Here is a 12433-nt window from a genome sequence, read left to right as displayed (position 1 = left end):
TTGAACAGGATTTCCAGATCGGGAGAGAGCGATGCCCCACGATACGCCTTTGATTTCGACGATCGTAGGCGGCCTTGTGCTGGCATTTATCCTGGGCGCGATCGCCAATCGCCTGCGCCTGCCTCCTCTCGTCGGATATCTCGTCGCAGGCGTTCTCGTCGGTCCGCATACGCCGGGTTTCGTTGCAGATCAGAGCCTTGCGCCTGAGCTTGCGGAAATCGGCGTCATCCTGCTTATGTTCGGCGTCGGCCTGCATTTCTCCCTCAAGGACCTGCTTTCCGTCCGCGGTATCGCGGTGCCAGGTGCGGTCGTGCAGATCGGCTTTGCCACACTGCTCGGCTGGGGTCTTGGCGCTTTCATGGGGTGGCCGACGGGCGGCAGCCTCGTGTTCGGCCTGGCGCTTTCAGTCGCCTCGACGGTCGTGCTCCTGAAAGCCCTGCAGGAGCGGCGTCTCATCGAGACAGAGCGTGGGCGTATCGCCGTCGGATGGCTGATCGTCGAAGACCTTGCCATGGTGCTCGCGCTGGTTCTCATCCCGGCAGCCGCCAGCATTACCGGCGATGGCCATGGCCCGGTCGAGCCTCTCTCGGCGGGCCTCAACCGGCTTTTCGGCCTCGATCTCGGCGTCGGCGGCATTATCGCCATGACACTGGTCAAAGTGGCCCTGTTCGTCGCCCTGATGCTGGTCTTCGGCCGCAAGCTCATCCCTTGGACCATGCACCGCATCGCTCACACCGGTTCGCGCGAACTCTTCCGCCTCGGCGTGCTGGCGATCGCGCTCGGTGTTGCCTTCGGCGCGTCCAAGCTTTTCGGCGTGTCACTGGCACTTGGCGCCTTCTTTGCCGGCATGGTTCTCGCCGAAAGCGAGCTCAGCCATCGCGCCGCGCAAGAAAGCCTGCCGCTTCGCGATGCCTTCGCGGTGCTGTTCTTCGTCTCGGTCGGCATGTTGTTCGATCCGAACATCCTGATCGAGCGGCCGCTGCCGGTGCTTGCCACCGTCTTCATCATCGTCATCGGCAAGTCTGTTGCCGCCTTCCTGATCGTGCTTCTTTTCAAGAAGCCTGTCGGAACGGCGCTGACGATCTCCGCAAGCCTCGGGCAGATTGGCGAATTCTCCTTCATTCTCGCGGCACTTGGCGTCGATCTCGGCCTGCTGCCCGAGGAAGGCCGCGACCTGATCCTTGCCGGAGCGATCATTTCGATCATCCTCAATCCGCTGCTCTTCTTCGCCTGCGACCGTCTGCGACCGCTGCTCGAGAGCGCGAAGCGAGAAGAACCAGCGGAAACGGCAGTTCCGGCAACGGATACAGTCCCAGCGCATACGGAGGAACTTGCTGACGCGGACGAGGTTCACCCGACGGAACTCAGCGGCCATGCGATCCTCGTCGGCTATGGCCGTGTCGGCAGCATCGTCGGCCAGAACCTCAAAGCGTCAGGTACCCCCTTCCTCGTCATCGAGGATTCCGACAAACGCATTGCGGAACTGCATGCCCAGGGCATCGAAGTGCTCTCAGGCAATGCCGTGGCGCGCGAAACGCTTGATCTCGCCAACGTTGCTGGCGCCCGCAGTCTTGTCATCGCCATTCCAAACGCCTTCGAAGCCTGCCGTATTGCCGAGCAAGGTCGGGCCATCAACCCACAGATCCTGATCGTTGCACGCGCCCACTCCGATGCCGAGGTTGATGAGCTGCAGGAATATGGTGCCGATACGGTGATCATGGGCGAGCGGGAAATTGCGCTTGGCATGGTTGACCGGCTCGCTCAAGTGCATCATGACAGTGGACCCTATGAAGACGGACCTTCGGCTGGTACAATCGTGCCGTCGGTGGAGCCTCCGCCTGGAAGAGAATGAGAGATTGCCGCGCCTTTGAGCCGATTTGGGAGTGAAATCGCAGAGACAGGGGAGACGGTGCTGGAAGAGCGCCGTCTGGCAAGCCGTATTGCCGCTTCCGTCGTCGTTGCAATCGTCGCCTATCTCGGCCTGCTCTTCGGTGGCAATATCGTCATCGGCCCTTCATCGGCGCCGAACAGCCTGTCTTCCTCCAGCCGGGATTCGCAGCAGACGCAGGTGACTGCGCGCGATGCCATTCGCGGCCTGCTGATCAGCGACCGCAAGGTGGCGCCGAAGCAGCAGCTCCACGATGCCGGCCCGGCATTGTGGAATGCCGCACCCGCACTGCAATTCGCCAACTGGCGCCACGCCGCTCCGGCCCCTGAATTCGGGGCCCCGCTGCGCCCTGTCGCTGCCCAGGCCCATCAGCCCCGCGCACCGCCGCAGGTTACCTGAATCACGTCGCCTTCGGGTGCTTCTGATCCAATAGACATGTAGACATGCCGCAGCGCGGTTGCGCCGGCCAAGCATTATCCAAGGACTTAAAACATGCGCAATTCACCATGGCTGGTGTTCACCTATACGGTGATCATCGTGCTCGGCCTGTTGATCGCCCTGCCGAACGCGCTGCCGCAGAGCGTGCTGCAGCGCATCCCCTCCTGGCTGCCGCACAGCCAGGTCTCCCTCGGCCTCGACCTTCGCGGCGGCTCGCATCTCGTGCTTGAGGTGGACGAAGCCGACCTCACCAAGGAGCGCCTGAATTCGCTCCTGCAGGACACACGACGCGTGCTGCGCGAAAAGAACATCCAGCCGAAGTCGGTTGTCCGCAACAATAACAATATCGTTGTTTCGCTTGCCGATCCGTCGCAGAGCGATGCGGCCGTCACCCAGCTTCGCACGCTCGGCAATGTGATCGCCAGCGGCATCAGTGCCGGCCAGTCCGACCTCGCGGTCACGGCCGACGGCGGGAATATCACCATCGGCTTCTCGCCGGCCGGCATTGCAACCAATGTCGACAATGCGGTCGCGCAGAGTCTTGAAGTCATCCGTCAGCGCGTCGACCAGGTCGGCGTTGCCGAGCCGACGATCCAACGCATCGGCGCCAACCGCATTCTCGTGCAGCTTCCGGGAGCGCAGGATCCGTCCCGCCTTCGCGAACTTCTGGGCTCCACCGCCAAGATGTCCTTCCACATGCTCGCCCCGAACGGACAGGCCGGCCCGGGCGTGACGATCATGAAGGACGCCGAAGGTAACTCCTATCCTGTCCTCGACCGCGTCGAAATTTCCGGCGACCGTCTCTCGGATGCCCGCGTCAGCTTCGACCAGAGCCAGCAGCCGGTCGTCACCTTCCGCTTCGACAGCGCCGGTGCGACCCGCTTTGCCGATATCACCCGCCAGAACGTCGGCAATCCCTTCGCCATCGTGCTTGATGATAAGGTGCTGAGCGCGCCCGTCATCCGCGAGCCGATCACCGGTGGTTCGGGCCAGATCTCCGGCAACTTCACCACCGACAGCGCCAACACGCTGGCGGCCATGCTGCGTGCCGGCGCCCTGCCTGCCAAGCTGACCGTGATCGAAGAACGCACCGTCGGCGCCGACCTCGGCGCGGATGCGATTCGCATGGGCCTCTATGCCGGCGTCGTCGGCTTCGTGCTCGTCGCCGCCTTCATCTTCGTGCTCTACGGAACCTGGGGTATCCTGGCGAATATCGCACTTCTTATCCACACGATCTTGACCTTCTCGGCACTGACGCTCGTCGGCGCAACGCTGACGCTGCCCGGCATCGCCGGCGTCGTACTCGGCATCGGCCTTGCGGTCGATGCGAACGTCCTGATCAACGAGCGCATCCGTGAAGAAACCCGCAAAGGCAAGAGCGCCTTTGCGGCGATCGATACCGGCTTCCGCCGCGCCTACTCGACCATCATCGACGGTAACATGACGGCGCTCATCGCTGCCGCCATCCTGTTCTGGTTCGGATCCGGCCCGGTTCGCGGTTTTGCCGTGACCATGGCGCTCGGCCTGATCATCTCGATGTTCACCTCGGTCGCTTTCGTGCGCGTCACGATGATCGAGATCACCCGTCGCCGAAAGATGAAGGTCCTGAACATCAAGCCGCTGATCCCCTTCAGCCCCTACGACAAGCATATCCAATTCATGAAGGCGCGCTTCTTCGGCGTAACCGTCTCCGCGCTGCTGTCGATCGCTTCGATCGCCCTCTTCATCTATCCGGGCCTCAACTACGGCGTCGACTTCCGTGGCGGTATCCAGATGTCGGTGAAGACGCAGGACGCTGCCGATCTCGGCCGCTTCCGCGAGGACCTGAACGGCCTCGGCCTCGGCGAAGTGGCACTTCAGTCCTTCGGCGACAACAACACCATGCTGGTACGCGCGCAGCGCCAGGAGGGTGGTGAAGAGGCGCAGACCGCGGCGGTCACCAAGCTCAAGGCCGAGATCGTCAAGATCGACCCGTCGGCGACCGTCACCGGCACCGATGTCATCGGTCCGAAGGTCAGCGGCGAGCTTGCCTGGGCCGGTATCCTGTCGGTCGTCATCGCCAGCCTCGCGATGCTGTTCTACATCTGGTACCGCTTCGAATGGCCGTTCGCGGTCGGCGCCATCGTCACCCTCATACTCGATGTGACCAAGGCGATCGGCTTCTTCGCGCTGACGGGGCTGGACTTCAACCTGACGGCCATCGCGGCGATCCTGACGCTGGTCGGTTATTCGGTGAACGACAAGGTCGTCGTCTACGACCGCATGCGTGAAAACATGCGCCTCTACAAGTCGATGCCGCTGCGCGAAATCATCGACAAGTCGATCAACGAGACGCTGGCTCGAAGCCTCTACACCAATGCGACGGCTTTCCTCTCGCTGTTGCCGATGGCGATCTGGGGTGGCAGCGCGGTCGAGAGCTTCGCTATTCCGATGGCATTCGGCATCCTCGTTGCGGCTGCATCCTCGATCTTCATTGCAGCCCCGATCCTGCTCTTCCTTGGCGATTGGCGCCGCCGCCATGCCAAGGCAGTGGCAGCTTCGAACGATGCAGCCGTGGAAATCATCCCGCCGGATGCAGGCCAGCCACGTAAAACGGCAGGCTAAACCGTCTATATTTAAGGTGGACTTGGAGAGGGCGCCGGTTGCACAGCCGGCGCCCTCTTTCTATGTTAAATTCAAAGAGATCGGGAGCACAGCCACATGTCTTCCAACCCGACGGTCAAAAAGCCGGAAACCAGTTCCACTGGGGATCAGGAGGAGCGTATCAAACGCTTCCTCGCGACCGCCTCGCACGACCTGCAATCGCCGCTCCGCCATATCGCCATGTATGCGGAAATGCTGCTCGACGATCTGGAGCCGACGCTCGACAGTGAACAACTGCAGAGCCTCAGGATGATCATGGACAAGGCCCTGACGGCGCAGCGGCTGACCAAGGCATTGATGAGCCTTGCGGGAACGACGCCGCAGACCACCATCAGCGACGTGCGCCTCACCGACATTGCGCAAGAGGCCTGGAAGCAGTCACTGGAGGAATTTCCGGTGAGCGGCGCAACACTTGATGCGGACAATCTGCCTCTCATCCGCAGTGATGCCGCACTTCTGACCATTGTTCTCAGGCATCTTTTCTCCAATGCGCTGACATATCATGGTGCCGCACCGCCGCATGTCACCGTGACGGCCGCACGGGAAGGTGCGGACTGGCGCATCTTCATTGCCGACAACGGCTGCGGCATCGAACCTGCCTATCAGGAGAAGATCTTCGATGCCTTCTGGAAGCTGCCGAAAGCCGGCAGCGTGCCAGGACCAGGGCTTGGCCTTACGACCACGCGGGACCTGCTCGGCGCGTTCGGCGGCGATATCAAGCTCGACCATTCCGATGAGAGCGGCAGTCGCTTTGCGATCCGCCTGCCGGCTTAGAGCGCCCTAGAGCCTTTCCTGGTTAGATTGAAGCATTCTGCCGGCGCAGGTTTGTGTCAGGGCAAAGGCGATTGGCGAAGGGCATATCCCAAGGTACGTCCGAGCCGATCGCCTTTGATCCTGGCGCAAAGATGCCCGGCCCTAGCTGGTTTGCAAGCAAACCACCGGGGTTGGCTGAAACGGGCCGCCTGATCGACCGGCCGGCTTGGCCGTAGATCTGGGCTACGACGCGCGCCGGCCGGTCGACCATCCGACTCCGTTTGAGCCAACAGAATGCTTCAATCTAACCAGGAAAGGCTCTAGTCAGATGCTGTAATCATCCTTCCAGAAATCCGGGACATCATAGGTCACGTATTCTCGGATGATATGCTGTAGCGTCTGGACGTCGATCTCATCCTTGCCGATGCGGAAGTCGACGCCGTAATCGGGGAATTCCTGGAAATAGTTACCTGATATATCGGTCGAGACCACACCGATCGGGCCGGTATAGCCGATGCCCCTGAGCTCAGGTACGGTCTCACGAAAATCCGCATTCGGCAACAAGCGGTTGTCGAGAAGGATGAGATCGAAGCGAGCGGCCCTCACTTTGTCCAGCGCATCGCCGATCGATTGAGAATATTCGACGTCGACACGCGGTTCGGAGAGATCGGCGATCTTTTTTTTGAGCGAACGGAATTCGATAAACTCGTCATCGACGAATAATACCTTTACCGCATTCCTGCGCGTTGCTTCCGCACTCATCGTTTCAGCTTTCCCCGAAATGAAACCAGTTCACGAAACCAGACCGTTTCGCAGCGCAATCGCCACCATATGAACACGGTTGACGGCATCAAGTTTCCGGACTGCAGCCGTGATATGCGAATTGACCGTATGTTCCGAGAGGCCGAGGATGATGGCGATCTCCGCGGAGGTCTTGCCCTCGCTCGTCCATTTGACGATTTCGGTTTCGCGCTGCGTGAGCCGACCGGACATCTCCTGCGTCAGGATTTCCTCATACAGCTTATCGAAGATGCGCATGGCGTCGAGCAGAACATCCGCCACCTCGCCCTGGTCCGGCTCCTGGCGCTGGCCACTGAGCACCAGACAGTAGCGACGCCCCTCCGGCGTGAACAGCGGGATGAAAAGGAATGTGCTGCCGCTGAATTCATTGAAGACGAGGTCCGACGGATAGCCTTCTATTACAGCACTTTTCCCATGAACTGGGGTCGTCAAAAACTGAGCCGTCCGTGCCTTGGCAGTTCCGAGCGCTTCCTTGAGGGTCTTGACAAAGAGGCTCATGCGCCGTTCGGCGACATTGGTGATGACAACCTCGCGTTCTCCGAAGGGAGCTGCGGCTTCCGAGATGCGCGCCAGGGTAAAATTATCGAAATTGTAATGCTGTGCGGCCGCCTTCAGCAGGCGAAAAAAATCCGTGCGATTGATGGCCCGGCTAAGTTCCGGACCGGCATGAAAAGGAACTGCGGCAGCACTGGTCATTCCCAATCTTCCTCTTTCCCCAATTCTCAGTCCACCGGTCCCGAAATCTTGGGATATACGTCCTTAACGCGAACGGTTACAAAAATTGCGAGACAGTTGATGACCGACGACGAAACAGGGGCTTTCCGATATGTCGGGCGGAAACATCTCAACTACAGGTGATGCACAGGACAGTTTACGCGAATAGTAGCTCTTACCTAGGTGTCCTAATCTTTCCGTATTCAACATCCATGGATGCGGAAGACAGTGCCAGAAGTAAGCGCGGAGAGCCGGTCGGCCCATTCAGCTAAGGGGTTGGCTGACGTTCGTGGCGGCGAACACGGATCGGCCGGCTCTCTCAGCGCTTTTTTTGGTTTTCTTCTGTTCGGTTGCATCTTGAAATGCACTGTCAAGCTTGTCAATTGCGCTTTCTTGCATGCACATAACGCGCCATGCGTGCATTCACGTCGCATTTGCCGCAATCATAGATTGATGATCATTCCGACAAAATCCAGTGGTTTCACAAGATAGAAATCGGCACCGGCAGCAAGCGCCCGTTCACGGTCCTCCACCGCATCCGAACCGCTGCAGATGCCGAGCTGCATGGCTGAAAAGCGGTCGTCCCGCCGCAGACGGGCGATCAGCCCGCTGCCGCTGTCGAGTGGCATGTAGAGATCGGCGACCAGTATATCCGGCGCGCCCTCACCTGCTGCCAGACGCCCCTCGAGCGCCTCGAATGCAGCCTGCGCGGTGGAAAAGCAGAATAGATCGACATCCACCTGCTGTTTCTTTCGGATATAGTCGAGATAGAAGAGGTCATCCCTGCTATCGTCGACGTAAAACAAGGTCGGCATCTGACACCACAATCCGGATTTTGTTTCGCTCGTCCTGCACTGTCCTTCGCTGGGACATTAACGCCACTTCACTAAAATTCGATACCGACCTTCAGGGATTTGCTGTCGAAAAAGCGCGTTTCGCGCAACAGTCTGCCTATTGAGTATTCGGCGATTTCGGAAAAGATGGCTCGCCAGGAAGGACATGATCGGGAGGTGGTGCACGTGCGGGATACCGCTACATCAGGATGGGACGGGAACGAAAGCGGACGTTACCGCATGGTCGCGCTCGTCATCGGCTGCCTGCTGGTCCTGCTCGGTCTGACCGCGCTGACCGGGTGGCTGCTTGAGGTCGAGATCATCATCTCGATCGTGCCGGGCTTTCCGTCCATGGCGTTCAATACTGCCATCTGTTTCGTGCTGTCGGGTATCGGGCTTGCCACGTCGATGGGGAAAGGCAAGCGCTATCGCTTCGTGCCCGTCATTGCCTGCAGCCTTGCGGCCCTTCTTTCCGCGGTGCGCCTGATGGAGATCATCACGCTCGGTCGCACGATTCACAATGTCGATGTGTTCCTGACGCGGTTTCTCATTTCTCCAAGCTTTGCCGAACAGATCGGCGGCGGCATGGGGCCGAACACGGCGCTGATCTTCCTGATATCAAATCTTTCCATTCTTTTTGCCCTCTATGGGAGGGAGTCGCGCGGTCAGCTCGTACAGGAACTCACCAGCTATATCGTGATCACGCTCGGCATGATCGCGCTCGCCGGATACATTACCGATGCCGAACAGGGGTATCGCTGGGGTCCCTATGCCGCGATGGCGCTGCATACGGCTATCGGCCTGGTAGCTTTCGGCTGCGGGCTTTTGGCCAGATCCTGGTGGATGTTGCCGACCAACAGGGCGCAGATCCCACTCTGGATACCGGCAACGATCTGTTTTACCGGCCTCATCGTTGATCTCTATACGCCCCTCGGCGTCGCAAACGGCATTCTCTATGTCCCGCTCGTACTGACGGCACTCTGGTTCGGCAATCGCAACGCGCCGATCTTTTTCGCTTTCGTCTGCACTGTCCTGATCTTGCTCGGCTTCTTTGCCGTCAACCATTTACAGGACGAATATTGGCGGGAGGCCACCAACCGCTCGATCACGTCAGCGACGCTCTGGCTTGTTGCCATCTTCGTTTTCTATTTCATGCGCAACAGCCAGCATCTTGAGACCGAGCGCATCCGTTTCAGCGCGCTTGTCCGCAATACGCCTGATGCAGTGATCGCCATCGACGAGGCGGGGCGGATCACGAGCTTCAATCCCGCCGCCGAGATCATGTTCGGCTACACACCGCTGGAGGCAATCGGCAACAACATCAAGATGCTGATGCCGGAACCCTATCATTCCGAACATGACGCCTATCTCGGCAATTATCGGCGCACGGGCGAGGAACGCATTATCGGCACGACGCGCATGGTTTCCGGCCGGCGCAAGAACGGCGTGGTCTTCCCTATCGACCTCTCGGTCAGCGCCATCGTCACCGGCTCCAGCAAGACTTTCGTCGGCGTCGTGCGCGACATCAGCGAACGCGTGCGACAGGAAGAGCGGATGAAGACGACGCTTGCGCAGCTCGAGGAGTACACGGCCGATCTCGAACGCTCCAATCACGATCTCGACGAATTTGCTTATATTGCCTCGCACGATCTCAAGGAGCCGCTGCGCGGCCTGCACAATCATTCCCGTTTCTTGCTGGAAGATTATGAAGACAAGCTTGACGAAGACGGCGTGCGCCGGCTCAACCGACTGGTCCGCCTCAGCCAGCGCATGGAAAAGCTCGTCAACGATCTCCTCTATTTTTCGCGCCTCGGCCGCCAGCAACTCGCCGTCAAGCGAACCGATATCGGTTCGATCGTCCGCGACGTCGTGTCCACCATGGAGCTTCTTCTGGAGGAGCGGCATGCGAAAGTCGTCATCGGCGGCGTGCTGCCAGAGGTCATCTGCGATGCCCCTCGTGTGACCGAGGTGTTTCGCAACCTCATCACAAATGCCGTCAAATATAACGACAAGCCCCTGCCGCTCGTCAGCATCGGCTATCTGGAACATTATGCCGGCAAGGATGGAACGACGGCACGCGACGTCTTCTATGTGAAAGACAATGGCAAAGGCATACCCCAACAGTTCTACGATGATATTTTCCGCATTTTCAAACGGCTTGAAAAATCGCAGGATTCCGACGACGGCACCGGTGCTGGGCTCACTTTCGTGCGCAAGATCATCGGGCGTCACAATGGCGAGATATGGTTGGAATCCGAAGTCGGCATCGGCACGACATTTTATTTCACTCTGGGAAGGAAGCGCGAGGGTCAGAATGCAGCAGCGTGACACGCAACCGATCCTCATCGTCGAGGACAGCGAGGACGATTTCGAAGCGACGATGCGCGCCTTCAAGCGCACCAATCTGCGCAACCCCATCCGCCGGGCCGCTTCCGGCCAGGAAGCACTCGATATACTCGCAACCATGGCGCCGAAACCCGGCCTCATCCTGCTCGACCTCAACATGCCGGGCCTCGACGGGCGCAAGACGCTGGAGGCGATCAAGTCCAACGCGCATTGGCGCAAAATCCCGGTCGTGATCCTCACGACATCGGACGACGAGCGCGACATCGAAGGCTGCTATGCGCTCGGCGCCAATACGTATGTACAGAAGCCGGTCGATCTCGACGGGCTGTTTGCCGCCATCCAGCGGCTCAAGGAATACTGGTTCGAAATCGCGATCCTGCCTTTAGAGGACTGACGTTTGGCGGAAGACTGCAGCGTTCTGATCATCGATGACAGCATAGACGACCGGGAAGCCTATCGCCGCATGCTGGGGCGCGTTTCCGGCACGAACTATACCGTCATCGAGGCCGAGAGTGGTGATGAGGGTCTTACCCTCATCAGCCAGAGGCGCCCTCACTGTATCTTGCTCGACTATTCGCTTCCCGGCCGCGACGGCCTTGGCGTGCTCTCCGAGATCCTCGCCCAAGATGCCGCCACCAATGTCGTAATGCTGACCGGCCAGGGCAACGAGACTGTCGCAGTCGAGGTTATGAAGGGCGGCGCGCGTGACTACCTCACCAAGGATTCGTTGTCACCCGAGACGCTGCATCGCTGCATCCAGAACGCCCTCATGCATGGCGCGCTGGAGGCAAAACTGGAGCAGAAACGGCAATCGCTGGAGATCTTCACCCGCGCGATGGCACATGATCTCAAGGAGCCGCTGCGAACGATCAAATCCTTCAGCCGCATCCTGCACGGCTCAGCCGAACTGCCGAGCGAAGACCGCGAGCTGCTCGATTATATCCTGAGCGCCGCCGATCATATGGAAGACCTGATCGTCAAGGTATCGGGCTTCACGAGGCTGGAGGTTTCGAGCGAGCTCGAGCTCAAGCCGGTTTCGCTGTCGGCCGTGCTCGATCAGGTGGAGCACAATCTGCACCAGCAGATCGAAAGCCGGCAGGCGATCATCATCCGCGGGCGGCTGCCGGAGGTGATGGGTGACGCGACGCTGCTGATCCAGCTTTTACAGAACCTCGTCTCCAATGCGATCCGCTATTGTGAGGATACCGTTCCGGAAGTGCGCGTTTCGGCCATAGTAGACAGGGGGATATGCCGCCTGACGGTCGGTGACAACGGGCCGGGCATCGACCCTGATCATCGTGAGCTTATCTTCCAACCCTTCAAGCGTCTCGTCGGCCGCGGCATCGAAGGCACAGGGCTTGGACTTGCCATATGCCGTCGCATCGCGCAGTTGCATGGCGGCTCAATCTGGTGCGAGGCGAAGACCGGAAGGGGTGCGACCTTCCTGCTCGAAGTACCGCTCGCGACGATATCAGGCGATCAACCGGTCATTCGCGGACAGCCGCAGACGGCAAAGGCATCCGACCACCTGAACGAGAGCCGCGGCAGGCTCGCCGAAGTGCTGCTGGTGGAAGACAGTCCGGCCGACATCCAGCTTCTGAAGATCAAGTTGATGCGGCGCGAGAAGGTGAATTTCAACCTGCATGTGGCGACCAACGGCCGCGAGGCGATGCGGCTTCTGGAACAGCGCGCCGGCGTTCCGGATGAGCCGCAGATCGACCTGATGCTGCTCGATATCAACATGCCGATCATGGATGGTTTCGAAGTGCTGAATGCGCTCTCAGCCGATCAGCGGCTGAACCGGATTCCGGTCTGTGTGCTCAGCACGTCTAGCGACGAAAGCGACATGCAACGGGCAAAAAACCTCGGCGCGCTCGCCTATATGGTCAAGCCGCCGACGCGGCAACAACTCGAAGAAGCATTGGAGGAGGTCGACACGCTGGAGCTCCTGCCGCGCGGTGACGCACTTGTGCTTTTTGCGGAACAAAATTAGGGAAAAGACCATTGGCAACGGCAT

The 12433-nt window shown here is 59.6% G+C and carries 11 protein-coding genes; 7 read left to right on the top strand and 4 right to left on the bottom strand.

Translation table 11 applies throughout. From position 1 onward, the window contains the following. Window positions 1–31: 31 nt before the first annotated feature. From ybaL to ACK9YZ_RS01500, 4 genes are all read left to right on the top strand, one after another. On the top strand, window positions 32–1852 hold the full coding sequence (gene ybaL, locus ACK9YZ_RS01515; RefSeq protein ID WP_416065449.1) for a YbaL family putative K(+) efflux transporter: 1821 nt from the start codon (window positions 32–34) through the stop codon (window positions 1850–1852). Between the two features lie 15 nt (window positions 1853–1867). Further along, window positions 1868–2287 carry a hypothetical protein gene (locus tag ACK9YZ_RS01510; RefSeq protein WP_216757008.1) on the top strand — a complete coding sequence of 140 codons (420 nt, stop codon included), beginning with the start codon at window positions 1868–1870 and terminating at the stop codon, window positions 2285–2287. Window positions 2288–2380: 93 nt separating this feature from the next. Then, window positions 2381–4930 (top strand): protein translocase subunit SecD, encoded by a 2550-nt coding sequence (secD, locus tag ACK9YZ_RS01505; protein ID WP_416065448.1) that lies wholly within the window; start codon window positions 2381–2383, stop codon window positions 4928–4930. Between the two features lie 96 nt (window positions 4931–5026). Continuing rightward, the gene (locus ACK9YZ_RS01500; RefSeq protein WP_416065447.1) at window positions 5027–5743 is read left to right on the top strand and encodes a sensor histidine kinase; all 717 of its coding nucleotides are present in this window, start codon (window positions 5027–5029) and stop codon (window positions 5741–5743) included. A 22-nt stretch (window positions 5744–5765) separates the two neighbouring features. On the opposite strand, the gene ACK9YZ_RS01495 is transcribed toward ACK9YZ_RS01500, so the two are convergent. The 4 genes from ACK9YZ_RS01495 to ACK9YZ_RS01480 form a co-directional block, all read right to left on the bottom strand. Further along, entirely contained in the window at window positions 5766–5993 is a 228-nt protein-coding gene (locus ACK9YZ_RS01495; RefSeq protein ID WP_416065446.1) for a hypothetical protein, read from the bottom strand. A gap of 53 nt (window positions 5994–6046) precedes the next feature. Continuing rightward, on the bottom strand, window positions 6047–6484 hold the full coding sequence (locus ACK9YZ_RS01490) for a response regulator (protein ID WP_416065445.1): 438 nt from the start codon (window positions 6482–6484) through the stop codon (window positions 6047–6049). Window positions 6485–6514: 30 nt separating this feature from the next. Next, the gene (locus tag ACK9YZ_RS01485; RefSeq protein WP_216757004.1) at window positions 6515–7219 is read right to left on the bottom strand and encodes a response regulator transcription factor; all 705 of its coding nucleotides are present in this window, start codon (window positions 7217–7219) and stop codon (window positions 6515–6517) included. A 461-nt stretch (window positions 7220–7680) separates the two neighbouring features. Next, on the bottom strand, window positions 7681–8052 hold the full coding sequence (locus tag ACK9YZ_RS01480) for a response regulator (RefSeq protein WP_216757003.1): 372 nt from the start codon (window positions 8050–8052) through the stop codon (window positions 7681–7683). Window positions 8053–8310: 258 nt separating this feature from the next. Between ACK9YZ_RS01480 and ACK9YZ_RS01475 the strand changes: the two genes are divergently transcribed. From ACK9YZ_RS01475 to ACK9YZ_RS01465, 3 genes are read left to right on the top strand one after another with little or no spacing between them, the layout of a single operon-like run. Then, window positions 8311–10398: a sensor histidine kinase gene (locus tag ACK9YZ_RS01475; RefSeq protein ID WP_416066797.1), complete on the top strand. Its 2088-nt coding sequence runs from the start codon at window positions 8311–8313 to the stop codon at window positions 10396–10398. Beyond that, the gene (locus ACK9YZ_RS01470; RefSeq protein ID WP_216757001.1) at window positions 10385–10810 is read left to right on the top strand and encodes a response regulator; all 426 of its coding nucleotides are present in this window, start codon (window positions 10385–10387) and stop codon (window positions 10808–10810) included. The genes ACK9YZ_RS01475 and ACK9YZ_RS01470 overlap by 14 nt, the downstream gene beginning before the upstream one ends. A 3-nt stretch (window positions 10811–10813) precedes the next feature. Further along, window positions 10814–12409, top strand: coding sequence for a response regulator (locus ACK9YZ_RS01465; protein WP_416065444.1), 1596 nt, complete (start codon window positions 10814–10816; stop codon window positions 12407–12409). Window positions 12410–12433: the final 24 nt, after the last annotated feature.

Origin of the sequence: Rhizobium sp. ZK1 (assembly GCF_047782645.1) — a bacterium.
Taxonomy (GTDB): domain Bacteria; phylum Pseudomonadota; class Alphaproteobacteria; order Rhizobiales; family Rhizobiaceae; genus Rhizobium.
Note: the sequence above shows the minus strand (reverse complement) of the source record. Positions and strands in the feature narration are given on the sequence as shown.